Raw genomic sequence first — 25,111 nt, 5'->3', positions numbered from 1 at the left:
CTTCGTGAGCGGTTGGTCGAAGTGATGGAGCCCGAACCGTGGACGGCCGGTGCCGGGTCTAGCGGTCGGCCCTGCGGCGCAGCGCGGGCCGCGACCGCGCCACGGGCGTGAGGCGTTGCGCCAGGCCTTCGACGGTGGGCTCGTCGAAGAAGGCGCGGACGGGAAGTTCCAGGCCGAGGGCCGAGCGGATGTCGTCGATGAGCCGGGTGACGAGCAGGGAATGCCCGCCGATCTCGAAGAAGTTGTCGGTCGCACCGACGGCCGGCAGTCCCAGCAGGTCGGCGACGAGCGCGCACAGCCGCCGCTCACGCTCGGTCGCGGGCACCCGCCCGGCCGGCGCGGCCGACGCGGCGGGGGCGGGCAGTGCGAGCCGGTCCACCTTGCCGTTGGGGTTGACGGGCAGCCGGTCCAGGACCACCACCGCGGCCGGGACCATGTATCCGGGCAGCTGCGCGGCGACGGACGCCCTGATCCGCGCCGGGTCGGGCGTCTGCCCGGGCGGGGCGACGACGTACGCGATCAGACGCTTCCCCGCCCGGTCGGCGTCGTCCGCCGTCACCACGGCCTGCGCCACGGCCGGGTCGGCACGCAGTGCCTCCTCGACCTCGCCCAACTCGATCCGGAAGCCCCTGATCTTGACCTGGAAGTCGTTGCGCCCGAGGAACTCCAGTCGTCCGTCGGACCGCCACCGGGCCAGATCACCGGTGCGGTACATGCGGCTGCCAGGAGGGCCGTACGGGTCCGGTATGAACCGCTGGGCCGTCTCGGCGGGCCGGTAGAGATAGCCGCGCGCCACCGCCGCGCCCGCGACGCAGACCTCACCGGGCACGCCCAGGGGCACCGGGCGCAGGTTCTCGTCGACCAGATGGACACGGGTGTTCCAGATCGGCGAACCGATGGGCACCTGGGACGGCTGCCCGGCCACGGGCCGCTCCACCGTGTGGCTCGTGGCCGCGTGGGTCTCGGTGGGCCCGTAGTAGTTGTGCAGGCGCCTGCCGGGAACGGCGTCGAAGAAAGCGCGCACCGCGTCACTGAGGATCAGGGCCTCGCCGCCCTGCGCCACCTGCCGCAGCTTCGGCAGGTCCAGGCCCAGGCGCAGCGCTTCCCGGCACAGCAGCTCGATCAGGGCGGTGGGGGCGAACAGTTCCGTCACCTGGTGCCGCTCCAGCCAGTGGGCCAGGTCGGCGGGGCTGCGCCGGATCTCGTCGGTGGGCACCGCGAGCGTCTTGCCGCTGGTCCCCGCGGAGAGGATCTCCTGGGCCGCGGGGTCGAAGCTCAGCGACGCGAACTGTGCGGTGACCGAGTCGGGTCCGGCCGGCATGACGGCGGCGTGCCAGGCCAGCAGGTTGACGATCGGGGCGGCCGGCATGACGACACCCTTGGGCCGGCCGGTCGAGCCCGAGGTGTAGATGACATACAGGGGGTGCTCGGAACGCAGCGGTACCGGGCGCTCGGCGTCGGTCAGGTCCGCCGTGCCCAGCTCGGCGAGCCGTTCCCGCAGAACGGGGTCGTCCACGCAGAGGGGAGCCACGCCGGCCGGCAGCCGCTCCGCGGCGTCCACGGTGGTCAGCACCAGCAGCGGGGTGGCGTCCTCCAGCATCGCCCGGACGCGGGCGGCCGGGTGGTCGAGGTCCACCGGCAGGTAGGCCGCGCCGGCCTTGAGCACCGCCCACAGGGCCACGACCATGTCGAGGGAGCGGGGCATCGCCAGCGCGACGGTCCGCTCAGGTCCGGCCCCGAGCCGCGCAAGGTGCCGGGCGAGCTGATTGGCGCGGGCGTTGAGCTGCGCGAACGTCGCCGTCTCGGCTTCGTGGACGACCGCCGTGCGGTCCGGAGTCCGGGCCACCTGCGCTTCGAAGAGCCGAGGGAGGGAGGCGGGTTCCACTGGTCGCCCGGTGCTGTTCCAGGCCCGCACCAGGTCCCGCTCGCCCGGTGAGCGTATGTCGAGCCGCCCGATGGGGCTGTCGGGGTCGGCCAGGGCCTGCTCCAGCGTCGCCACCAGGTAGTCGGCGATCCGCTCGGCCGTGCCGCGGTCGAACAGGTCGGTCGAGTACTCCACGAAGCACTCGGTGCCGCCCTCCCCGGGAACGGCCGGAGGCGTCATGTTGAACACCAGGTCGAAGCGGGCCACGTCGAGCAGGGAACGTTCCTCGGTCACCTCGATGCCGGGCAGCCGGACCGGCGCGCCTGCGTTGTTCTCGAACACGAGCATGACCTGGAACAGCGGGTGGTGGGCCGGGGAGCGACGCGGATTGAGGGCTTCGACCAGGACGTCGAAGGGCAGGTCCTGGTGGGAGAACGCCTGGAAGGCGAACTCCCGGACGCGGCCCAGCAGTTCCCGGAAGCTGGGGTCGCCCGAGGTGTCCGTGCGCAGGACGAGCGTGTTGGCGAAGAACCCGACCAGGTCGTCGAGGGCCTCGTCGGCGCGTCCGGCCACCGGGGTGCCGACGGGGATGTCGTGCCCGGCTCCCAGCCTGGTCAGGGTCGCGGCGAGCGCGGCCTGGACGACCATGAACGCGCTGGCGCCCGTCTCGGCCGCGAACCGGTCGACAGCGCCGGTGAGTCCGGGGCCGAGGGCGAAGTCGACGACGGCGCCCCGATGGCCGGCATGGGCGGGGCGCGGCCGGTCGGTGGGCAGGGCGAGCTGGTCCGGGACGCCCTTGAGCGCCTCGGTCCAGAACGCGAGCTGCCGGGACATGAGGCTCCCGGGTTCCTCGACGGAGCCGAGCACGTCCCGCTGCCAGAGGGTGAAGTCCCGGTACTGCACCGCGAGCGGGGGCGGCTGGGCCGTGCCGCCGCGCTCGTGGGCGGCGTAGGCGGTGGCGAGGTCCCGGGCGAGCGGAGCCAGGGACCACCCGTCGCAGGCGATGTGGTGGACGACGAGCAGCAGTACGTGCTCCTCCTCACCGAGGGCGACCAGCTGCGCGCGCAGCGGCGGATCGACCCGCAGGTCGAAGCCCCGGCGTTCGAACTCCGCCTGGTGCACTGCCAGTTCCTCCGGGCCGAGCGCGACCAGGCTGGGCTCGGGCCGGGCCCGGGCCGGGTCCAGCACCAGCTGACGGGGCTCGCCGGCGGTTTCGGGGAAGACGGTGCGCAGGGCTTCGTGACGTGCCACCAGGGCGGCCAGTGCGGCCCACAGCGCGTCGTGGTCGAGCCGGCCGCGCAGCCGCAGCGGCAACGGGATGTTGTAGGTCGCCGTGCCGTCCTCCAGCCGGTTGAGGAACCACAGCCGTCGCTGGGCCGGGGAGAGCGGCACGGGTCCGTCGTCCGCCCGGCGCTCCAGCGACGGGGCGGGCACGCTGCTGACGGTGAGCCGGGGGGCGAGCGCCGCCACGGTGGGCGCGTCGAACACCTCGCGCACGCCGAGCTCGTAGCCCAGCCGCGAGCGGACCCGCCATACCAGCCGCATCGCCAGCAGCGAGTTGCCGCCCACGGCGAAGAAGTCGGTGTCGACACCGACGCCCGGCAGCTGGAGCACCTCCGCGAACAGGGCACACAGCTCCTTCTCCGCCGGGGTCCGCGGAGCCCGCCCCACGGGGGCGACCGGTACCTCGGTGGCGGCGAGCGCCTTCCGGTCGATCTTTCCGTTGGGCGTCATCGGCAGGTCGTCGAGGACCATGACCACGTCGGGCACCAGGTAGGCCGGGAGTCTCTCGGCGGCGTACCGCTTCAACTCCCGCGGCCAGTCCCGCGGCACGACGGGATCGCGGGGCACTTCCTGCGGACGGTGCGAAGGTTGCTGAGACACGTGTGTTCCCTGGGGGTGGGCCCCCCGTCGACGGCGCGGGGGCGGACGTACGGCGGACCCGTCGTCAGGCGACGGTCTCGACGGGCAGCGACGTGAAACCGAGGATGAAGTTGGAGCGGAGCCGGACCGGGTCGCCGGCAGGCCGGAACTCCAGGCCGCTGCCGATCAGGGCGGCGAACGCCTCGGCCAGCTCCGCGTTCCCGGCGGGCGCCCCGACGCAGCGGTGGATGCCGCTGCCGAAGGAGAGGTGCCGGTTGGGGTTGCGGGTGATGTCGAACCGGTCCGGATCCGTGAACTGGTCGCCGTCCCGGTTCGCGGAGACGTTCCACAGCGTGACGATGTCTCCGGCGGTGATGTCCACCCCGCGGACCCGGGTGTCACGGACCGCGACGCGCTGCACGTAGGCGTTGGTGGAGCTCCACCGCAGGATCTCCTCCAGCGCGGAGGGCAGCAGGGCGGGATCCGCGCGCAGCCGCTGCCACTCGCCGGGGTTCTCCAGCAGCGCGAGGAATCCCGCGCAGGTGGTGTACGAGGAGGTCTCGTTGCCGCCGACGGCGATGTTCATACAGTTGTAGAGGATCTGCGCGTCGTCCAGGGCCTGCCCGTTGAGCTCGGCGCGCAGCAGCATGCCGATGACGTCGTCCCGCCCCGGGTCGTCGCGGCGCTCGTCGAGCAGGTCGGCGAAGTACTCGAAGATCTCGCTCTGGGCATGCGCGAGCCGGATCCGCTCGTCACCGGTCTGCTCGCACAGTGCGGGGTCACGGTAGCCGACCATCCTGCGGGTGAGGCTCACGATGTGGCGGGCGTCGTCGAGTCCGACGCCGAACAGTGCCATCAGCGCGCCGACGGGCAGCAGCGGGGCGAAGTCGAGCGCGACGTCGCAGCCGCCCTCGTGCCGGATCCGTTCGACGGCCTCGCGCAGCAGGGTGCGGACCTGGGCCGTGACACGGTCGACCATGCCGGGACTGAACGGGGGGTGCATGGCCCGGCGCAGCATCCGGTGCCGGGGCGGGTCGGAGGCGACGAGCATGTCACCGGAGGCCGTGTCGCCGCCCGCGCGGAAGGAGCCGCCGAGGATGGCGCCGTGCGCGGAGCTGAAGGTCTCGTGATCGCGATAGGCGGCCAGCACGTCGTCGTAGCGGGTCAGCGCCCAGAACCCGGTGCCGTCCGGCAGCGGGTTCCGGTACACCGGCGCGTGTCCGCGCAGGTGGCGGAGGGTCTCGTGGTGCCGGTTCGCCGCGAACAGGCCGACGTCGGTCAGGTCGATGACGGTGGTGGCGGGCATCGTCACACCGCCGCCGGCAGCTGGGGCTCCAGCGAGAGCGCGATGTCGCGCAGCACCGGCTTCTCCAGGATCTCGCGGAAGTCCAGGGCGGCGCCGGTCTCCCGCTTGACCTTCTGGCGGACGCGGAAGGCGAGCATGGAGTTGCCGCCGAGGGCGAAGAAGTCGTCGCTCGCGCCGACCTGCTCCACCGCCAGCAGATCGGACCAGATGCCGGCCAGGATCCGCTCGCTCTGCGTGGACGGCGCCTCGTAGCCGCGGGCCCGGGCCTCGTCGGATTCGAGGATGTCGAGGAGGGCGGCGCGGTCGCGCTTGCCGTTGTCGGTGGCCGGGATCCTCGGGACGACCAGGATCTTGCTGGGGACCATGTGGTCGGGCAGCGTCAGTTCGGTGAACTCCCGTATCTCCTCCGGCTGCAGTGGCCCGCGCCGGACGACGAAGGCGACCAGGGTGCGGTCCTGGTCCCGGCCGACCGGGAGAACGGCCGCCTCACGCACCTGCGGGTGCCGGGACAGCAGGCGCTCGACCTCCCCGGGCTCGACCCGGTAGCCGCGGATCTTCACCTGGTGGTCGGCACGCCCGACGAAGTCCAGCTGCCCGTCCGGCTGTTGGCGCACCAGGTCACCGGTGGCGTACATGCGGGTGCCGTCGGCCCGGAAGGGATCGGGCAGGAACTTCTCCGCTGTCAGCGCCGGGTCGCCGAAGTAGCCCCGGGCCACGCCGTACCCGCCGACGAACAGCTGGCCGACCTCGCCTGCGCCGACCGGCCGCAACTCCTCGTCGAGCACGTACAGATGAGCACCGTCGACCGCCCGGCCGATGGGCACGCTGTCGGCGTCCGCAGGCAGGTCGCGCACCTCGAAGGCGGAACACGCGGTGGTGGCCTCGGTGGGCCCGTAGAGGTTGAACAGCCGGCCGGTGAAGTCCCCGGCGAGCAGGTCACGGCAGGTGTCGGCGAGGATGGCGTCGCCGCCGGTGTGCAGGATCCGCAGCGGCGCGAACGCGTCGCGGTCCTCGCGGACCACGTGGTTGACCGCCATGGTCGGCACGAGCATCGCGGTGATGCGCAGCCGCCGCAGGGTGCGCTGCAGGTCGGAGGCGAGCAGGTCGGGCAGGGCCGGCAGGACGACGACTTCGGCGCCCTGGGCCAGGGAGCACCAGGTCTCGAAGTGGAAGGCGTCGAAGGACAGACTGGATATCTGCCCGACGCGGTCCTGTCCGGTCAGCTCCGGCAGCGTGCTGTTGCGGGCGAACCCGACGACACTGCGGTGCTCCAGGACGGTCGCCTTGGGCCGGCCGGAGGAGCCGGAGGTGAACAGCACGCACGCCGCGTTCCGGGGGCGCACCCGGACGGCCGGGCGCGGGACCACGGCCGCCCTGTCGAACTCCGGGAGGGGCAGCACGCGTTCGGCGGGTACGTCCGCGAGCCACTCGGGGTCGGCGAGCACCAGGGAGGCACCGCTGGCCTCGATCATCATGTCGCGGCGTGCGGCGGGGTAACGCGGATCGACGGCGACGTAGGCGCCGCCCGCCTTGAGCACGCCTAGGAGCGCGGCGAAGACACCGACCCCACGCCGGAGGCTGAGCGCGACCCGGTCCTCCGGCCGTATCCCGGCCTCGGTCAGGGCATGGGCGACGGCGTCGGAGTAGGCGTCGAGCTCGCTGTAGCTGAGTGCCTCCCGGTCGTCTCGTACGGCCGGTGCCCCGGGCTGCAGGGCGACGGCGGCCGCCCAGACCTCGGTGAGCGTGGCAGCCGTCGGCTGCGACGGCTTGCTGTGCGTCATTGCGCTCCTTCCTCACTGATTCCGTGCCCGTCTCGGCTCGGAGCCTCCAGAGCCTCCAGAACGAGGCGGCGGGTGGTGGTGCCGGCCAGCAGGTCCTCGCGTGCCGTGTCGACCCGGACCGACCGGGTGCGGCCGGCTCCCGGCCAGGCGGGGATCTCGGGCTGCTGCCGCGACAGGAAGTTGACGACCGTGCCGTCCCAGGCCGGGTGGTCGGTGCGATGGGCCGCGACCAGGTAGGCCAGCCAGTCCAGGAAGCCGCCCACCAGCGGGGCGAAGGCCTCGTCGTCGGCGTAGTCGGGGTCCGCCTCATCCGCCAGCGAGCGGCGGATCGACTCCGTCAGGTGACGTTGCGAGTACGTCAGGAAGGCGTTCGAACGCTCCTCGACCAGCTCTCCGCTCCACCAGGGCGGAAGTGCCGACGGCGCGCCCACCGAGGTCAGCAGCGCGCGGTACTCCGTCTCGACGGCCTTGAGCGTGGACGGCTCCCCGTCGAACAGCAGCAGCCGCGGGCAGCCCGTGCGCGCGGCCGTCTCCTGCGCGAGCGGAGCGGCCATGCAGTACGCCAGCACCGCGTGCACGGCGTCGGCGGGAATCCCGGCCGTGCCCAGGGCGTGCTCCGCGTACGTGGCCGCTGAGCACGCCCTGGGCAGCGGGGGGCACATGAGCTGACGCACGTCGTACCCGGCGTCCTCCAGGCGCAGGTCCGACACGCGTGCTTCCGGGCGCCGGCCGGGGTAGTCGAACACCAGCAGCACCGGGGCGGTCATGCCTTCCCTCCCCGGACCGGTGTCAGACAGCGACGCAGCTCGGCGACGACGGCCCGCGGCGACTCCTGGACGAAGAAGTGGGACCCGGACAGCACACGGCACTCGGCGGCAGCGGTTGTCTCGGCCGCCCACGGCAGCGGTTCGATGGGGTCGCCGTCGCCGTAGAGCGCCCAGATGCCGCAGCTCAGGGGGGTGGTGGGCGCCCGGTAGGTGGCGAGCAGCTCGATGTCGGCGGCCAGGACGGGGGCGGTGAGCCCGACCAGCTCGTCCAGCAGACCCGGCTCGATCGGCGACACGGCCTGGAGCATCCCCGCCACTTCGCGTCGCAGCTCGTCGTGGTCGAGGGGCCTGCCGTCGTCCTCGGCGTCGCGCCGGCCGGGCGGCGGGCAGGCGGCCACCACGAGGGCGTCGGCCGGGACGCGGTGCGCCACGAGCTGTGCCAGCAGACCGCCCATGCTGTGGCCGAACAGCACCAGGGGAAGGTCCGGGTGCTGCGCGCGGCGGCCTCGCAGCTCCTGTGCGATGTCGTCGGCCAGGCGGGCCATGTCCCGTGCGAAGGGCTGTCCGTAGCTGGTCTCGCGTCCCGGCAGGCAGGCGATGGTGAAGCGCCAGTCGGCCGGCAGGATCTCCCGCCAGCCACGCAGGCCGGCGGAGCCCGATCCGGCACAGGGAAAGGCGACCAGATCCAAGGAGGCCGCGGCAGCGGTGACAAGCGGCGTGGACAGAAGTTTGTCGAACATTCTCACTGGGCCTTCTGCAGCGGCTGTATCCGGAGCGCCAGCGACCGTGGAGTGGGGGCCACGAAAATGTCCTGTATCGCCAGGACGATTCCCTGCTTGCGCAGCTCCGCCGTGCAGAGGGCCGCCAGGAACGAAGATCCGCCACGTTGGAAGAAATCATCGTCGGGATCGACGGAAGCACCGTCGAGGCGCCGTCCGAAAACATCGGCGATCAGCTGCACCAGTTCCTCGACCGAGGCGTCAGGCGCCTTCCGCTCGCCACCCTGAGGGGCGTGGCCATCATTTCCATCCGCCCGCTTTTCGGGCCGAATTTCAGCAGGACGAGACACAGGAACCCCTCAGCGAAAAAGAATAGGGAAGGCAGCGGCGAAACCAGCGTGACGAGTTTTGTCGACGTGCAGCTTTTTCGTCAATCAAGCGAGAGCGAGCACCTGCGGCAGTGAATTCGGCGGAACTCGTCCGCTCAACTGCCCACCGCGTGCAGTTGAGCACGCCCCGGCTCGGCATTCAGTTCGCCCGCGAAGTCCTGGCACACCTGGGCGTAGTCCATCAGCAGCTCCGCCAGCTGCGAACGGCAGTGCCACGGCAGCGCCGCGGCGATGCTCTCACGGTCCCGGGCGAACACCCCGCACACGCTCAGCATGCGCAGCAGCGAGCGCCCTTCCTCGCTCTGCCGCAGGGAGGGATCCCGGTGCAGAGCCCGGACCGTCCTGGTGAGCTCGTCGGCCGTCTTCGGCGGCCGCCGCGGCACCGCTGCGACGACCCGCCGCGTCACCTGCCGATCCGCCGTCACAACCGCACGTCGCACCGGTACCGCGCTCTCGCCGCGCCGCAGCCGGTCCCGTACGTCCGCCACGGTCGCGGCCGAGATGCCCGCCTCGCGGGCGATCTGGCGCAGCGAGGCACTCGGGTTCTGCTCCAGCAGCTGCCGGGCACGCTCGCGGCCCGCGGCCGCGTCGACCGGTCGAGCCCGTCCGTCCCTGCCGATCCGCCGCCCGCCCTGGGCTCCCGCCCCGTCCCGGCGCAGGGCGGCGACCTTGGTGGCCGACAGCCCGGCCAGGAGTGCCACCGCCCGGTCCGACCAGTGCTGATGTGACACGAAGATGCGTAGCGCCGCGGCGGTACGGTCTTCCAGTGTCAGCGGCCGCCCGTGTGTGATGTTCATGGCGACCGCGAGCAGGGCCGCCTCCTGCTGGGTTCCGTCGAAATACCGGACCGCGACGACCGACTGCCCCTTGCCCGTCGCGGCCCGCAGCCGCGCGATCCCGTCGATCACCCGCATCGTCCCGCGGTGCACGACCAGCGGTGGCAGCGAGCCCTCGACCTCGGCCAGGGCTCGTACATGGGCGGGATCCTCGCCGGCCAGCCGCGGACTGTCCGCGACCACGAGGCGGGCGACGGGAACGCTGTGGACGGGGGCGGTCGCCAGGATCTCGTCGCGCAGTCGGATCAGCTGTTGGGCGTCTCCCGTCACGAGGGACCGGGTGTCACCGAAGCTCACGTCTGCTGCTCCTGAAAGCCGGAGGTGATGACAGGACCGGTCACTGCCAGCCGGAGTCGCCCAGGGGGGTCGCCACGAGTTGGACGCCGTCCGTGGCCGGACCGGCGTCGGCGAACGCTCCCTGACCGGTCCCGGAGAGAGCGAGGACGAGAGCAGCAGCGGAGCCGGCCAGAGTCAGAGCGAGAGCCTTGGCAATGCGCATGATGTTCCTCCTTGTGCCGTTCGTTGGCCTGTCGTTGAAGATCCTGCATCCGCACGACAGCACGGCTGAAGAGGAGGCGAGGCGGGCAAAGTGGCCTTGGCCGAAGTGGCCAGTGCGGGACGGTCCAGGGTGCGACGCACCCGGAACGGCCGGGGAAATACCCCAAGTCAGCCCGATTCCGCGGGTGTTGAACGTGCTCCGATGGACGTCCCCGGGGTGGCCGCCGTCCGGGCCGCGGGCCGCCCTCGGCACGGAGTGGGCACCCGGACCGTCACCGGACCGCCGCCCGCACCCACCGTTTCGCGACCGCATGTGAACGCCTGGGAATTCCCAGCGGCATGAGATCGAACCGAAGGGAACGGATCAGCCCCGATCGACCTCCTCCTGGTCGCCCGGCGATCCGATCCGGTACGCGCGGATGCGCACGATGCTCCAGCCCCCGAGTCCCTCGCGCGCGGCAGCCGTGTGCCACGCCTGCGCCGCGAGACCGGCGGCCTCGGTGACCGAACGGGCCCGTGCGTAGAGAGCCAACACCGGATACGGCCGCGCATCGGGATGGACACTGGCGTGCTCCACCCCGTCCACCTGAGCGACTGCGTGGGCTGCCGCTGCCGTGAGCAACGCGCTGCCGGAATGCTGCAATTCGGTATGTACCAAATACATGAGGACTGCCTAGCGGACCCTTGTCGAGAACGAGGTGGCGTTTTCGCCCATACCCCCCTCAGCGCGCACCTCGTCTTGGCCCAGCTCCAGGGGTTGTGCGCCTGGATACACTGATGCGAGGTCCAACCGGGGCGACTGATGGGGACCAGTATTCCGCGCCCCGGTTTTCAGCGGAACTGCTCAAGGGGGAGGGCGCTTCAATGTCCGGCCAACTGGGTCTGGATCCCGTCGTGGAAGCCGTCTACCGATCGATGCTGGCACGACCCGACGACAGCATTGTCGAAACAGCCGAACGTCTCGGAATGACGGTCGAGGACATCCGCGCGGCGCTGGACGCCCTGACGGAGCTGACCCTGGTGCGCAACAGTGCCGAGGACAGTGCGCGAGCCCGGGCCGTGAGCCCTCTCCTCGCCATGCAAATCCTCCTCGCGCGCCAGGAGGCGGAGGTCGCCGCGCAACGGCAGCGGCTGGAGGCGACCCGTGCGGCCGCTACCGAGTTGATCGCCGACTATGCGCATCTCCAGGACGTTGCCCCGGGTCTGGGTCTCCAGTACGTGGAAGGGGTCGAGTCCATCCGCGACCACCTGGAAATGTTCAACAGCCAGGTGGAGGAGGAGTTCCTGACGTTCGCCCCCGGTGGTCCGCAGACACCGGCGAACATGAAGGCTTCCAAGCCGTTGAACCTCCGCCTGCTGGAACGCGGGGTGCGGATGCGCACGATCTACGTCGACAGCATCCGCAGGGACGCACCGACGATGGGACACGCCCGCTGGCTGGAAGATCACGGCGCGGGCGTCCGCACTGTACCCGGCCTGCCCAACAGAATGATCATCTTCGATCGGCGGGTGGCCCTGGTAGCCGCGCAGGCGGACGACACCGGCGCCGGCGCGTACATCGTCAGCGGCCCCGGCCTGCTCACCATGCTGACCAGCCTGTTCGAGTACGTCTGGGCGGAGGCCTCCCCCCTGGGCGAGGTCCATCAGCCGGCCGAGAGCGGGCTGACCCGCGCCCAGCAGGAGACATTGCGGCTGATGGCTCAGGGCCGCACCGACGAGAGCATCGCGCACAGCCTTGGCGTGTCCGTACGCACCGCCCGCCGGCTGACCAGCGGCGTGATCACCAGCCTGGACGCCCGCAGCCGCTTCCAGGCGGGGGTCCACGCGGTGCAACGCGGCTATCTTCCGCAAACGATGCAGTGAGCAACCGGGCATCGCCGCCCAACCGCGTGCCACGCGCACTTGAGCCCGCTCGCGGATCCGTTCCGAGCAGTGGCGGCCACGGCTGACGACCTGACAGGCTCGTCACAACGCGAGAGACCGCTCCGGCCGATCGCCGCCCGCCGTGGATACCGCCGCATGCGGAAACAGCAAGCCGCCCCCGAGCGCTGCCGGCGAGAGATGTGCCCCGGGCCGTGGGCCCGGGGCACATCCGCGGCATCGCCACGCAGACGATCCCGCTCGCCTTGCAACCGCCCCACGCCGACCACCGCAGCCTGCGCAGGACACGGTCCCGGGCTCGCCCGGATCATTTCCCAGGATGCAGGTGGAAGGTTCTGCACCCGCTTGGCGACGGCGGTACGGGCGGAGTGCCACAGGGTGCGGGGGTTGTCGCGGTCGCCGTGGAGCTTGAGGCCTGACGCCCGCCGAGGCCGCACGGCGCAGCAGCGAACCGCTCATCCTCGTCGCCACACGACTCGGCTGACGCTCACCGATCCAGGGCTGGGCCGACGCCGGCCCAGCCCTGCCCCTGCCCCTGCCCCTGCCCCACGACGGCACCGCAGGGCACACGCGACCGTGGCGACCGACGAGTCGATCCGGCCCATGGACATGTCCTGCGCGTCACACAGAACGCCCTCACCCACCGCGAAGTGACGCGCGATGCCCGCGCTTGACTCTGAAGATGATGTGCGTAATCTTCATTGTGTGCGAGTCGCTGGAGGAGGCATGTCGATACCTGAGCAGACCTGGGAACCCGAGCTCACGGGATTGCCTTTCGTCGATCCCTGCAATTACCTCCTTTCGGAGCGCGGCAGGTCCTGACCACCGCTCGGACGGTTGGGATGTGCAGGTTTTCATCGCCCCGCACCGTCGCCGACGGAAAAGCGATCCGAGCGGTCACCGCACAGGGCGGAAGCGTTCACCCTGATTTCGTGCTCGCCGGCACGGATCTCGTCCTCCACCTCCACATCAAGAAGCACGGCCTCCGTAAATTCCTCGCGACCGGCATGCGCACCTGCACCTGCCCCGAATCCACCGCCCGCCCGCTTCGCAGCGGAGCCCTGCCACGAGGTCGCGCTGGTGAAGGACGGCTCGGCCGGTTCGACCCGAGAACAGGAGATCAGCAAATGACCGACCGCATCATCGCCGAATCGGTTTCCGAATCCACCATCCAGGCGCCGCTGACGGCGATCGACCTGACAGAGTGGGTCTTCACCCTGACCGACAGCGAATATCAGGCCTGTTCGAAGAATCACATCGCCGGGGCGACGACACTCACGCCCGAGGGAAAGCGCACGTCCATCAACGTGGAGCACGTCGGCAATCTGATGGTGCAGCACTACGTCGAGGACGTCGCCGAGCGAAACCACTGCCGCCTCGTGTCGCTGTCGGATTCGATCGGTCCGGAAATCGGTGCCCGCGTCAAGCTCGTCGTGATCTGGGAATTCAGCGCCGAAGCCATCGACGCGGGCATGACGAACTTCATCAACAAGGTCGAGGTCCGGACGGCTCCCGGCTATCTGGAAGCGCTGGAGGAACGCGGCGTGCCTTTCGCCGTGGCGAGTGAAGCCGCACAGAAGGCGTTGAGTGCCCACAACGCCGAGGAGACTCCGCTCTTCGCCAGGGACATAGAGCGCAAGGCACGCGCCAGTCGCTGGGGATGACGCAGATCCCCGGCCGAACGGACCGGCCGAGCCGGACCCGAACCGAAACCCAGCCCTGAACCAAAACCCAAGGCCAAATCCAAACCGGACAGGAGATTGTCATGAGCTACGACGCCTCGACCACCGCCGTTCTGCTGGTCGACCCCTACAACGACTTCCTCGGCGAGGGCGGCAAGATCTGGCCCCGGGTGAAGGCGGTCGCCGAGGAGGTGAACCTGCTCGATCACCTGCGAGAGGTGGTCGCGGCCGCACGCGCCCGGGGGCTGAAGATCATCTTCGTTCCGCACCACCGCTGGGAGCCCGGCGACTACGTCTCCTTCGACTTTCCCACGCCCTACCAGCTCAACTCCGCCAAGGCCGAGGTCTTCGCCAAGGACACGTGGGGCGGCACCTTCAGCGACGACTTCCAGCCCCAGCCCGGAGACGTCGTGGCCCACGAGCACTGGGGATCGAGCGGCTTCGCCAACACGGATCTCGATCTGCGGCTCAAGCAGCACGGCATCCGCCGCATCATTCTGATCGGCATGATCGCCAACACGTGCATCGAGGCGACCGGCCGCTTCGGCATGGAGCTCGGGTACCACGTCACCCTGGTCAAGGACGCGACCGCCGCCTTCAGCCAGGAGGCGATGCACTACGCCCACACGCTCAACGGGCCGACCTTCGCCCACGCCATCGTCACGACCGAGGAGCTGCTCGCGCAGCTGGGGTGACGCCGGCGGCGGCTCCCGGCCACGCGCCGGGAGCTGCCGGAGCTGCGAGAGCCGCGGGAGCTGCAAGAGCGGCGAGAGCGGCGAGAGCGGCCGTACGCGGTGACCGCGGCGGCTTTCCGCGGCAACGGTCCCGGCCTCCAGCCCGCAGCCCCCAGCCCGCATCACCCCAGGATGATGCCTATAATCTTCATTTGTCGCGGGCCGAGGACGGCCCCGTGGGCCGGAGGTTCGATCATGGTGAGTTCGCAGGCGGACAAGGCGGCGAGTCATGCCCGGATCGTCGACAGGGCCGCGGCACGTTTCCGTCGCGACGGCGTGAACGGGGTCGGGGTGGCCGAGTTGATGAAGGAGGCCGGTCTGACCCACGGCGGCTTCTACCGGCATTTCGCCTCCCGGGACGATCTCGTCGCCGAGGCGGTCGAACACGCTTTGGAGCAGGGAAACCAGTGGTTCCTGACCGCGGCCGCCCGTGGCGGACAGCAGGCGTTCACGACGATCGTCGACGACTACCTCAGCACCGCCCACCGGGACGCACCACAGGACGGGTGCGCGGTCGCCGCCCTGCCGCAGGACGTCTCACGGGCCGATGACAGAACGCGGGCCGCGTACGGCCGGCAGGTCGAGAGCTACCTGAGCATCCTGGCGGGCCTCGCGTCGGGCGACGATCCCGCGGCCGACCGCCGGCAGGCGTTCCTGGCACTCAGCGCCATGGTCGGGGCGATCGCCATGGCGCGGGCCGTCGGCGACCCGGAGCTGTCGACCGAGATCCTCATCGAGACGGCCGCAGCGCTCAAGGAGCTCCCGGAGCCTCGTTGACCGGTCCGGCCCCCGAACACCGCGGCACCACCACGGCGCAACGGCCGCCGACGGCCGCCGGGGCATCGCAGTTCCGCGGGCGGCTTCAGCGCGTGAACAGCTCGGGGTTCCTGCGGACGTAGTCGGCCACTCCCGCGGCGGGCCGCCCGGTGACCTCTGCCATGCCGTCGGCCTGGCGGTCGTAGCGTCCGGCCACGTGCATGCGAGCCATGGTGGAGATGTGCTGGAAGACATGGTCCGGCAGTCCCAGTGCCCCGAGATCGTTGTCGAGCCATTCCTGCAGCGGAACGTCGGTGTGGCCGACCGTGCGGTGCAGGGCGTCGGAGATCTCCGCGGCCGTGGCGGCGCCGTCCTGTGACCGGGGGCCGGTCAGCTCGTGGATCCGGCCGATGTGCCGGGCCGGATCGGCCAGGATCTCCTCGACGACCGCGGCGACGTCGTCGGCCGCGATCGGGGAGGTCCTCGCCTCGCCGAAGGGCCACCTGACGGCGCCGTCCTCGGCGACCGAGGAGAACACGGCCCGGAAGAGCGGGTTCTCCATGAAGACGGTGGGCCTGACCTCGACCACGGGCAGGCCCGACCAGTCGAGGACCTGCTCGACCAGCCACTGCTGACGATGCTGGTGCGACTCGGAGCCGCTGGTGGCGTCCATCTCGGAGACGGTCAGCTGCGACATGTTCACGAACGCCTCCAGCTCCCCGTAGGCGCGCGCGACCGCCGCCGTGGTCACGGCGGCCAGCAGATACTGCTCCGACACGGCCATGCCGAAGTACATCCGTCCGCAGCCGTCGAGGGCGTTGGCGACGTCACGGGCCCGTGTCAGATCTCCGACCACGACCCCGGCGCCCGTCGCGCGCAGCGCCCGGGCACGGTCGTCGTCCCGGCGCACCAGAGCGCGGACCTGGAATCCCCGGCGCCGAAGACCTTGGACCACCGTCCTGCCGACGGCCCCGACGCTGCCCGCGGCACCGGTCACCAGAATGGGCCGCACGCCTGCTTCCGGGCTGTAGTCCATGGAGGCAGCCTGCGGTCCGCACGACCCGGGCGCAACCGGGGTGCTCCGGCCCCCGGCCCCCGGGTCCGGGCTCCCGGTGACGCCGACCTCCGGTTGCCGCCCGTCGTGACCTGCCGCCGCCTCCCCAGCCACCCGTGATATAGCTCACGAGCGAGGCCCTCCGCCTGCCGGGGCGAGGCCGTGCGATGCCTCACAGCCGGTCACAGCCGCCGGACGATCACCGGACAACGAGAACCGGGCCCCTGCGGTGACTTCCGTCACCAGCAGAGACCCGGTCTCTCTCTGTGCGCGAGGGGGGAGTTGAACCCCCACGCCCTTGCGGGCACTGGAACCTGAATCCAGCGCGTCTGCCTATTCCGCCACCCGCGCATTGGGTGTGTCTTCCGGCTCCGACCCCGTTGTTTCCTTCGGGTTGGGCCCTTCCGACATCCAGAACACTAGCACGTGGGACAGGGTGGGTTCACATCCCTTATCCCGGGGCAGCGCCCACCTGACGATCACGTACCGAGCAGTCGGCCGTCACGTATCAACCTCGTACCGGTCAGGGCCATCTGTCCAGGAGACGGATCGGGTGCACAGTCAGGTGCGGGACACTGGTCGTGGGCCACCTCTACGATCCATGGCAGAAGAAGCGCCGATCCTTGACAGGAGAAGCACGCCGAGGAGTTCGAACGGGGGCCCCTCGGGGAACCGGCTGATTGCCGGGCGCGTAGATACGATCAGTGAGCAGTAGCGGCAACGGCAGGCAGTACGGGCAAGGCGACAGAGGAGGTGCCCTGTGGGAGTCCTGAAGAAGTTCGAGCAGCGTCTCGAAGGTCTGGTCAACGGCACCTTCGCCAAGGTGTTCAAGTCCGAGGTCCAGCCCGTGGAGATCGCCGGCGCGCTGCAGCGCGAGTGCGACAACAACGCGACCATCTGGAACCGGGACCGGACCGTCGTACCCAATGACTTCATCGTGGAGCTGAGCGCGCCCGACTTCGAGCGGCTCAGCCCCTACTCCGGGCAGCTCGGCGACGAGCTCGCCGGGATGGTCCGCGACTACGCCAAGCAGCAGCGCTACACCTTCATGGGGCCGATCAAGGTCAACCTGGAGAAGGCCGACGACCTCGACACCGGTCTGTACCGGGTGCGCAGCCGCACCCTCGCCTCCTCCAGCAACCAGCAGGCTCCCGAGCGCGCTCCCGCCGGCGGCCCCGGCGCCCCGCAGCGTCCGGGCGGCTACGGCTACCCGCAGGGCGGCGGCGCCGCTCCGCCGATGCCGAGCGCCCCGCCGCCCGGCGCCCGCCCCGGCGGCTACGGCTATCCGCAGCCCACCCAGCCGGCCGCCCAGCGGCCGCCCTCGGGTCCCGTCGGCGCCTCGGCGCCCGGCTCCCGCACCCGCTACTGGATCGAGATCAACGGCACCCGCCATCAGATCTCCCGCGCGACTCTGGTGCTGGGCCGCAGCACCGAGGCCGACGTGCGGATCGACGACCCCGGCGTCTCCCGCCGGCACTGCGAGATCCGGACCGGAACGCCCTCGACGATCCAGGATCTCGGGTCCACCAACGGCATCGTGGTGGACGGGCAGCACACCACCCGCGCTACGCTCCGCGACGGCTCGCGGATCGTCGTGGGCAGCACCACCATCATTTACCGGCAAGCCGAAGGGTGAAGCGGGGGCAATGTCAGAGCTGACCCTCACGGTCATGCGGCTGGGTTTCCTGGCCGTACTGTGGCTGTTCGTGATCGTGGCCGTGCAGGTCATCCGCAGCGACCTGTTCGGTACGCGCGTCACCCAGCGCGGATCGCGTAGGGAAGAAGGGCGCCGGCAGCAGCCCGCCGCCCGGCAGCAGGCCGCGCCTCCGCAGCAGCGCGCCCAGCAGCCGGCGGCCGGCGGTCGCCAGCGCCGTAACGCCCCTTCCAAGCTGGTCGTCTCCGAAGGCACCCTCACCGGTACGACGGTCGCGCTCCAGGGCCAGACCATCACCCTCGGCCGCGCCCACGACTCGACGATCGTGCTGGACGACGACTACGCCTCCAGCCGTCATGCCAGGATCTACCCGGACCGTGACGGCCAGTGGATCGTCGAGGACCTCGGTTCGACCAACGGCACCTACCTGGACCGGTCCCGGCTGACGACCCCCACACCGATCCCGCTGGGCGCGCCGATCCGCATCGGCAAAACCGTCATCGAGCTGCGGAAGTAGTGCTACATCATGAGTAGGCGCGAGCGGAGCGAGCACGCGGCGGCGGACCGGACGCCGGTCCTTCGCGCGCTCCCGACCGGAGGGTGGGCACCGTGCGGATGTACCCGGAGCCGACGGGCGAGGTGCGCATGAGTCTGTCACTGCGCTTCGCCGCCGGATCGCACAAAGGCATGATCCGGGAGGGCAACGAGGACTCCGGTTACGCCGGCCCCCGCCTGCTCGCCATCGCCGACGGCATGGGCGGCCAGGCCGCCGGCGAGGTCGCCTCCTCCGAGGTGATCTCCACCCTGGTCACGCTCGACGACGACGTGCCCGGCTCCGACATCCTCACCTCCCTCGGCCACGCCGTGCAGCGCGCCAACGACCAGCTGCGCGCCATGGTCGAGGAGGACCCGCAGCTGGAGGGCATGGGGACCACCCTCACCGCCCTGCTGTGGACCGGGCAGCGGCTCGGCCTCGTGCACGTCGGCGACTCCCGTGCGTACCTCCTCCGGGACGGCGTGCTCACGCAGATCACCCAGGACCACACCTGGGTGCAGCGGCTCGTCGACGAGGGCCGGATCACCGAGGAAGAGGCCACCACCCACCCGCAGCGCTCGCTGCTGATGCGCGCGCTCGGCAGCGGCGACCACGTCGAGCCCGACCTGTCGATCCGCGAGGTCCGCGCCGGGGACAGGTACCTGATCTGCTCCGACGGACTCTCCGGGGTGGTCTCCCACCAGACCCTGGAGGAGACCCTCGCCAGCTACCAGGGCCCGCAGGAGACCGTGCAGGAGCTGATCCAGCTCGCACTGCGCGGCGGCGGCCCCGACAACATCACGGTCATCATCGCGGACGTCCTCGACCTGGACACCGGCGACACCCTCGCGGGGCAGCTCTCCGACACCCCGGTCGTGGTCGGCGCCGTCGCCGAGAACCAGCAGCACCTGCACGACAACGGCTTCATGCAGACCCCGGCCGGCCGCGCCGCCAGCCTCGGCCGCCAGGGTCCCCGGCACGGGGGCGGCGGCGAGTTCGGCCCGCCCGGCTCCGGCGACACCACCGGCTACGTCCCCACCGACAGCTTCGGCGACTACACCGACGACGACTTCGTCAAGCCCCGCCGCGGCCGCAGGTGGCTGAAGAGATCCTTCTTCAGCGTGCTCGCCCTCGCCGTGATCGGCGGAGGCCTGTACGGCGGCTACCGCTGGACGCAGACGCAGTACTACGTCGGCGCCAACGGCACGCACGTCGCGCTGTACCAGGGCATCAGCCAGGACCTCGCCTGGGTGTCGCTGTCGAAGGTGGAGACGGACCACCCCGAGATCGAACTCAAGTACCTGCCGCCGTACCAGCAGAAGCAGGTCAAGGCCACCATCGCGGAGGGCGGTCTCAAGGACGCCCAGTCGAAGGTCCAGGAGCTGGCCGTGCAGGCCTCCGCCTGCAAGAAGGAGTCGGAGCGCACCGCCGCCGAGTCCACCGCCAACTCCAAGACCGGCCAGGGCGAGGCCGGCGGCACCACGGGAACCACCAAGACCTCTCTCACGTCCAAGGCCTCGCCAAGCCCCTCGAACTCGGCGTCCTCCACGGCGTCACCGTCCCCGTCCCCCTCAGCGACCCCCAGCCCCGGCCCCACCCTCTCGGAGGATGAGCAGAAGGTCGTCTCGCTGTGCGGTAAGCAATAGGCAAGCCGTGAGAGGCCCCGTCACACGATGAGCAGTACTACCAACACGTCGACGAACCACACGTCCACGATCGGCTCCATCGGCACGCCGAGCCGGCGCAACACCGAGCTCGCGCTCCTGGTGTTCGCCGTCGCCATCCCGGTGTTCGCCTACGCCAACGTGGGCCTGGCCATCAACGACAAGGTCCCCGCCGGACTGCTGAGCTACGGACTGGGCCTCGGCCTCCTGGCCGGCGTCGCCCACCTCGTCGTCCGCAAGTTCGCCCCGTACGCGGACCCGCTGCTGCTGCCGCTGGCCACCCTGCTCAACGGCCTCGGCCTGGTCGTCATCTGGAGACTCGACCAGTCCAAGCTGCTCCAGTCGATCCACGTCTCGGGCGGCAAGGCCACCAACCAGCTGCTGTACACCGCGATGGGCATCGCGCTGTTCATCGTCGTCCTGATCTTCCTCAAGGACCACAGAGCACTCCAGCGCTACACCTACATCTCGATGGTGGCGGCGCTCTTCCTCCTCCTGCTCCCCCTGGTCCCGGGCCTCGGCCTGAACGTCTACGGCGCCAAGATCTGGATCTCCGTCGGCGGCTTCACCATCCAGCCCGGTGAGTTCGCGAAGATCGTCCTCGCGGTCTTCTTCGCCGGCTACCTGATGGTCAAGCGGGACGCGCTGGCCCTGGCCAGCCGCCGCTTCATGGGGCTCTACCTGCCGCGCGGCCGCGACCTGGGCCCGATCCTGGTCGTCTGGTTCATCTCGATCCTCATCCTGGTGTTCGAGACCGACCTCGGTACCTCGCTGCTGTTCTTCGGAATGTTCATCATCATGCTGTACGTCGCCACCGAGCGGACCAGCTGGATCGTCTTCGGTCTGCTGATGTCGGCGGCCGGCGCGGTCGGCGTGGCCAGCTTCGAACCGCACGTCCAGCAGCGTGTCCAGGCCTGGCTCGACCCGATGAAGGAGTACACGCTCTCCCGGGAGGGCGTCGCAGGCCACTCCGAGCAGGCGATGCAGGCCCTGTGGGCGTTCGGCTCCGGCGGCACCCTCGGCACCGGCCTCGGCCAGGGCCACTCCGAGCTGATCCGGTTCGCCGCCAACTCCGACTTCATCCTCGCCACCTTCGGCGAGGAGCTCGGCCTCGCCGGCATCATGGCGATCCTGCTCATCTACGGCCTGATCGTGGAGCGCGGCGTGCGCACCTCGCTCGCCGCCCGCGACCCGTTCGGCAAGCTGCTCGCCGTCGGCCTCTCCGGCGCCTTCGCGCTCCAGGTGTTCGTCGTCGCCGGCGGTGTGATGGGCCTCATCCCGCTGACCGGTATGACGATGCCGTTCCTCGCGTACGGCGGTTCCTCCGTGATCGCCAACTGGGCGCTCATCGGCGTGCTGATCCGCATCAGCGACACCGCCCGCCGCCCGGCCCCGGCCCCCGCCGCCAACCCCGACGCCGAGATGACCCAGGTGGTCCGCCCCTCATGAACAAGCCCCTGCGCCGGATCGCGATCTTCTGCGGCCTCCTGGTCCTCACCCTGCTGCTGCGCGACAACTGGCTCCAGTACGTCAAGGCCGACACCCTCCGCGAGGACCCCGCCAACCGCCGCGTCACGATCGCCCGCTACTCCACCGCGCGCGGCGACATAATCGTCGACGGCAACCCGGTCACCGGCTCCACGGCGTCCAGCTCCTCCGGTCTCAACGACCTGAAGTACAAGCGCACGTACAAGAACGGCCCCATGTGGGCCCCGGTCACCGGGTACGCCTCCCAGGCCTTCGGCGCCAACCAGCTGGAGAGCCTCGAGGACGGCATCCTCACCGGCAACGACGACCGGCTCTTCTTCCGCAACACCCTCGACATGATCACGGGCAAGCAGAAGTCCGGCGGCAACGTCGTCACCACCCTGAACGCGGCCGCCCAGAGCGCCGCCTACAACGGGCTGAAGAAGCAGGGCGGCAAGGGTGCGGTCGTCGCCCTGGACCCCTCCACGGGCAAGATCCTGGCCCTCGCCTCCTACCCGTCGTACGACCCCTCGGCCTTCGCGGGCACCTCGGACACCGACGCCGCGGCCTGGAAGAAGCTGCAGAAGAAGTACAACCCGAACGACCCGATGCTGAACCGGGCGCTGCGCGAGACCTACCCGCCGGGCTCCACCTTCAAGGTCGTCACCGCCTCGGCCGCCCTGGAGAACGGGCTGTACACCTCCGCGGACGAGGCCACCAAGTCGCCGCTGCCGTACGTCATGCCCGGCACCACCACCGAGCTGAAGAACGAGGGCAGCATCCCCTGCAAGAACGCGACCATGCGCGTCGCGCTGCGCTACTCCTGCAACACCGTCTTCGGCAAGATCGGCGCCGACCTCGGCAACGACAAGATGCTCGCCGAGGCGAAGAAGTTCGGCTTCGACTCCGAGCAGTTCACCCCGGTCCGCTCCAGCGCCTCGGTCTTCTCCGACAACATGAACCAGTCGCAGACCGCGCTGTCCTCGATCGGCCAGTACAACACCGCCGCGACCCCGCTGCAGATGGCCATGGTCGCCTCCGCGGTCGCCAACGACGGCAAGCTGATGAAGCCGTACATGATCGACAAGCTGCAGTCGTCGAACCTCGACACCATCTCCCAGACCGAGCCCGAGGAGATGAGCCAGCCTCTCTCCTCCTCCAACGCCCAGGTCCTCCAGTCCATGATGGAGACGGTCGTCAAGGAGGGCACCGGTACGAACGCCCAGATCAACGGCGTCACCGTCGGCGGCAAGACCGGTACCGCCCAGCACGGTGTGGAGAACAGCGAGAACCCCTACGCGTGGTTCATCTCCTACGCCAAGCTCCCCGACGGCAGCAAGCCGGTCGCGGTCGCCGTGGTCATCGAGGACGACCAGGCCAACCGTGACGACATCTCCGGCGGCGGCCTCGCGGCCCCGATCGCGAAGAGCGTGATGGAGGCGGTCATCAACTCCAAGAAGTGACCCCGCTCACGTCCCCTTCGCATCGGTGCACGTTGACATACCGGTCCTGTATCGGGTTACGGGCTTGGCCAGGTCACACAAACACAGCCGGGTACGGTAGGCCCGGACGGCAGCCTCCGACCGCACACCCGTGCCGGTCGGGACCGACGGAGAGGGCTGGTAGGGAACTATGGAAGAGCCGCGTCGCCTCGGCGGCCGGTACGAGCTGGGCCACGTGCTCGGCCGTGGTGGCATGGCGGAGGTCTACCTCGCCCATGACACGCGGCTCGGCCGCACGGTGGCGGTGAAGACGCTGCGCGCGGACCTCGCGCGCGACCCGTCCTTCCAGGCCCGGTTCCGCCGGGAGGCCCAGTCGGCCGCCTCGCTCAACCATCCCGCGATCGTCGCGGTCTACGACACGGGCGAGGACTACATCGACGGGGTCTCGATCCCGTACATCGTCATGGAGTACGTGGACGGCTCGACGCTCCGCGAACTCCTGCACTCGGGCCGCAAGCTCCTGCCCGAGCGCGCCATGGAGATGACCATCGGCATCCTCCAGGGCCTGGAGTACGCGCACCGCAGCGGCATCGTGCACCGGGACATCAAGCCGGCGAACGTCATGCTGACGCGCAACGGCCAGGTCAAGGTCATGGACTTCGGCATCGCCCGCGCCATGGGCGACTCCGGCATGACCATGACCCAGACGGCCGCCGTGATCGGCACCGCCCAGTACCTCTCCCCGGAGCAGGCGAAGGGCGAGCAGGTCGACGCCCGCTCGGACCTGTACTCGACGGGCTGCCTGCTCTACGAGCTGCTGACGGTACGGCCGCCGTTCGTGGGCGACAGCCCGGTCGCGGTCGCCTACCAGCACGTCCGCGAGGAGCCCCAGCCCCCGTCGGTCTTCGACCCCGAGATCACGCCCGAGATGGACGCCATCGTCCTGAAGGCCCTGGTCAAGGACCCGAACTACCGGTACCAGTCGGCCGACGAGATGCGCGCCGACATCGAGGCGTGCCTGGACGGCCAGCCGGTCGCGGCCACCGCGGCGATGGGCTCCGTCGGCTACGGCGGCTACCCGGACGACATGCCGACCACGGCCCTGCGCTCCGACGCCGGCGCCACCACCATGCTCCCCCCGATGAACCCGGACGACGGCGGCTACGGCTACGACGAACGCCCGGACCGCCGCCGCCAGCAGAAGAAGAGCAACACGTCCACGATCCTCCTCGTGGTCGCGGGCATCCTGGTGCTGGTGGGCTCGATCCTGATCGGGAAATGGGTGGTCAGCGGGGGCGGGGGCGGGAACGACACGGTCAGCACGCCGACGTTCGTCGGCCAGACCAAGGCGACGGCCACGCAGATGGCCGACAACGTCGGTCTGAAGCTGGCCTTCACCCAGAAGACCTGCGACGACCAGCCCAAGGGCAGTATCTGCAGCCAGGACCCCAAGCAGGGGACCGACGTCAAGAAGGACTCCACGGTCAACCTGGTCGTCTCGACGGGTGCGCCGAAGGTGGTCGTACCGAGCGTCGTCGGTCAGAACATCGACGACGCCAAGACCACGCTTGAGGGCGACAAGTACAACTTCGTCGTCAAAACGAAGCAGCAGACCTCCGGTGAGGACCCGGGTACCGTCCTGGACCAGGATCCCGCCCTCGGTGCGGAAGTCCAGAAGGGCTCCACGATCACCCTCACCGTCGCCAAGGCCGAGGAGAAGTCCACGGTCCCCGACGTCACCGGGCAGACCTGCGACGCGGCCAAGGCACAGATGACGGCCAACAACCTGACCGGCAACTGCACCGAGGTGGAGACCGACGACTCCAGCCTGGTCGGCAAGGTCGTCTCGACCGACCCGCAGGCGGGCACGCAGGTCGACAAGAACTCCTCGGTGAACATCCAGATCGGCAAGGCCAAGCAGCAGACGGCCGTACCGACCGTGATCGGCCAGACCGTGAGCCAGGCCAAGCAGACCCTGCAGGCGTCCGGCTTCACCAACATCCAGTTCAACGGCGACTCCAGCGACAACGCCCTGGTCACCAACCAGGACCCGCAGGCCAACACCGGCGTCGACGACCCCGGCAACACGCAGATCACCCTCACCACGGTGAGCGTCGGCAACAACAACGGCGGGAACAACGGCGGTACCAACTTCTTCGGCGGTACCAGCGGCTGACGTTCCGCACGCAGCGACCAAAGAGCTTGCCAGGGCGACGCTC

General features: G+C 70.2%; 21 protein-coding genes and 1 tRNA gene. 11 read left to right on the top strand and 11 right to left on the bottom strand.

Translation table 11 applies throughout. The features are described 5' to 3' along the window. Positions 1-58: 58 nt before the first annotated feature. From ABZ887_RS09990 to ABZ887_RS09965, 6 genes are all read right to left on the bottom strand, one after another. On the bottom strand, positions 59-3,748 hold the full coding sequence (locus ABZ887_RS09990; RefSeq protein ID WP_361285405.1) for an amino acid adenylation domain-containing protein: 3,690 nt from the start codon (positions 3,746-3,748) through the stop codon (positions 59-61). Between the two features lie 64 nt (positions 3,749-3,812). Beyond that, positions 3,813-5,033: a cytochrome P450 gene (locus ABZ887_RS09985; RefSeq protein ID WP_361285402.1), complete on the bottom strand. Its 1,221-nt coding sequence runs from the start codon at positions 5,031-5,033 to the stop codon at positions 3,813-3,815. Positions 5,034-5,035: 2 nt separating this feature from the next. Then, positions 5,036-6,814, bottom strand: a complete 1,779-nt coding sequence (locus ABZ887_RS09980) for a non-ribosomal peptide synthetase (RefSeq protein WP_361285399.1) — start codon at positions 6,812-6,814, stop codon at positions 5,036-5,038. Then, on the bottom strand, positions 6,811-7,581 hold the full coding sequence (locus ABZ887_RS09975) for a hypothetical protein (RefSeq protein WP_361285396.1): 771 nt from the start codon (positions 7,579-7,581) through the stop codon (positions 6,811-6,813). Before ABZ887_RS09975 ends, ABZ887_RS09980 begins: the two co-directional genes overlap by 4 nt. Next, positions 7,578-8,321 carry an alpha/beta fold hydrolase gene (locus tag ABZ887_RS09970; RefSeq protein ID WP_361285393.1) on the bottom strand — a complete coding sequence of 248 codons (744 nt, stop codon included), beginning with the start codon at positions 8,319-8,321 and terminating at the stop codon, positions 7,578-7,580. The genes ABZ887_RS09975 and ABZ887_RS09970 overlap by 4 nt, the downstream gene beginning before the upstream one ends. A gap of 2 nt (positions 8,322-8,323) precedes the next feature. Beyond that, positions 8,324-8,542, bottom strand: a complete 219-nt coding sequence (locus ABZ887_RS09965) for a phosphopantetheine-binding protein (RefSeq protein ID WP_361285390.1) — start codon at positions 8,540-8,542, stop codon at positions 8,324-8,326. Positions 8,543-8,593: 51 nt separating this feature from the next. Here ABZ887_RS09965 and ABZ887_RS09960 point away from each other — a divergent pair, with 51 nt between their 5' ends. Continuing rightward, positions 8,594-8,764, top strand: a complete 171-nt coding sequence (locus tag ABZ887_RS09960) for a hypothetical protein (RefSeq protein ID WP_361285387.1) — start codon at positions 8,594-8,596, stop codon at positions 8,762-8,764. A 20-nt stretch (positions 8,765-8,784) separates the two neighbouring features. Here ABZ887_RS09960 and ABZ887_RS09955 read toward each other — a convergent pair whose 3' ends face one another. The 3 genes from ABZ887_RS09955 to ABZ887_RS09945 all read right to left on the bottom strand — a co-directional run bounded on the left by ABZ887_RS09955 (position 8,785) and on the right by ABZ887_RS09945 (position 10,687). Next, entirely contained in the window at positions 8,785-9,822 is a 1,038-nt protein-coding gene (locus tag ABZ887_RS09955; RefSeq protein ID WP_361285384.1) for a transcriptional regulator, read from the bottom strand. Positions 9,823-9,862: 40 nt separating this feature from the next. Then, positions 9,863-10,024: a hypothetical protein gene (locus ABZ887_RS09950; RefSeq protein ID WP_361285381.1), complete on the bottom strand. Its 162-nt coding sequence runs from the start codon at positions 10,022-10,024 to the stop codon at positions 9,863-9,865. A 363-nt stretch (positions 10,025-10,387) separates the two neighbouring features. Next, positions 10,388-10,687, bottom strand: a complete 300-nt coding sequence (locus tag ABZ887_RS09945) for a hypothetical protein (protein ID WP_361285378.1) — start codon at positions 10,685-10,687, stop codon at positions 10,388-10,390. A gap of 200 nt (positions 10,688-10,887) precedes the next feature. On the opposite strand from ABZ887_RS09945, the gene ABZ887_RS09940 reads away from it, so the two are divergent. From ABZ887_RS09940 to ABZ887_RS09925, 4 genes are all read left to right on the top strand, one after another. After that, positions 10,888-11,886, top strand: a complete 999-nt coding sequence (locus ABZ887_RS09940) for a LuxR C-terminal-related transcriptional regulator (protein ID WP_361285375.1) — start codon at positions 10,888-10,890, stop codon at positions 11,884-11,886. Positions 11,887-12,836: 950 nt separating this feature from the next. Next, complete coding sequence (locus ABZ887_RS09935; protein WP_361285372.1) at positions 12,837-13,568, top strand: hypothetical protein; 732 nt, start codon at positions 12,837-12,839, stop codon at positions 13,566-13,568. Positions 13,569-13,669: 101 nt separating this feature from the next. Continuing rightward, positions 13,670-14,281 (top strand): isochorismatase family cysteine hydrolase, encoded by a 612-nt coding sequence (locus ABZ887_RS09930; protein WP_361285369.1) that lies wholly within the window; start codon positions 13,670-13,672, stop codon positions 14,279-14,281. Positions 14,282-14,515: 234 nt separating this feature from the next. Next, on the top strand, positions 14,516-15,097 hold the full coding sequence (locus ABZ887_RS09925; RefSeq protein WP_361285366.1) for a TetR/AcrR family transcriptional regulator: 582 nt from the start codon (positions 14,516-14,518) through the stop codon (positions 15,095-15,097). Positions 15,098-15,182: 85 nt separating this feature from the next. Here the strand turns inward: ABZ887_RS09925 and ABZ887_RS09920 are convergent, their stop codons facing one another. Continuing rightward, the gene (locus tag ABZ887_RS09920) at positions 15,183-16,112 is read right to left on the bottom strand and encodes an NAD(P)H-binding protein (protein ID WP_361285364.1); all 930 of its coding nucleotides are present in this window, start codon (positions 16,110-16,112) and stop codon (positions 15,183-15,185) included. A gap of 285 nt (positions 16,113-16,397) precedes the next feature. After that, positions 16,398-16,481, bottom strand: a tRNA-Leu gene (locus ABZ887_RS09915). Positions 16,482-16,890: 409 nt separating this feature from the next. Between ABZ887_RS09915 and ABZ887_RS09910 the strand changes: the two genes are divergently transcribed. The 6 genes from ABZ887_RS09910 to pknB all read left to right on the top strand — a co-directional run bounded on the left by ABZ887_RS09910 (position 16,891) and on the right by pknB (position 25,068). After that, complete coding sequence (locus ABZ887_RS09910) at positions 16,891-17,766, top strand: DUF3662 and FHA domain-containing protein (RefSeq protein WP_361285361.1); 876 nt, start codon at positions 16,891-16,893, stop codon at positions 17,764-17,766. A gap of 10 nt (positions 17,767-17,776) precedes the next feature. After that, entirely contained in the window at positions 17,777-18,301 is a 525-nt protein-coding gene (locus ABZ887_RS09905) for an FHA domain-containing protein (RefSeq protein WP_361285358.1), read from the top strand. A 98-nt stretch (positions 18,302-18,399) separates the two neighbouring features. Then, the gene (locus tag ABZ887_RS09900; protein WP_361285785.1) at positions 18,400-19,965 is read left to right on the top strand and encodes a Stp1/IreP family PP2C-type Ser/Thr phosphatase; all 1,566 of its coding nucleotides are present in this window, start codon (positions 18,400-18,402) and stop codon (positions 19,963-19,965) included. A 27-nt stretch (positions 19,966-19,992) separates the two neighbouring features. Beyond that, the gene (locus tag ABZ887_RS09895; RefSeq protein ID WP_361285355.1) at positions 19,993-21,432 is read left to right on the top strand and encodes an FtsW/RodA/SpoVE family cell cycle protein; all 1,440 of its coding nucleotides are present in this window, start codon (positions 19,993-19,995) and stop codon (positions 21,430-21,432) included. Next, complete coding sequence (locus ABZ887_RS09890; RefSeq protein ID WP_361285352.1) at positions 21,429-22,913, top strand: penicillin-binding protein 2; 1,485 nt, start codon at positions 21,429-21,431, stop codon at positions 22,911-22,913. Before ABZ887_RS09895 ends, ABZ887_RS09890 begins: the two co-directional genes overlap by 4 nt. 169 nt (positions 22,914-23,082) lie before the next feature. Next, positions 23,083-25,068, top strand: a complete 1,986-nt coding sequence (gene pknB, locus ABZ887_RS09885; protein WP_361285349.1) for a Stk1 family PASTA domain-containing Ser/Thr kinase — start codon at positions 23,083-23,085, stop codon at positions 25,066-25,068. The last annotated feature ends 43 nt before the right edge of the window (positions 25,069-25,111 follow it).

The sequence above is a fragment of the Streptomyces sp. NPDC047061 genome (assembly GCF_040643955.1).
Taxonomy (GTDB): Bacteria; Actinomycetota; Actinomycetes; order Streptomycetales; family Streptomycetaceae; genus Streptomyces.
The sequence above is the reverse complement of the archived record's forward strand: the minus strand, read 5'-3'. Positions and strand labels throughout refer to the sequence as shown.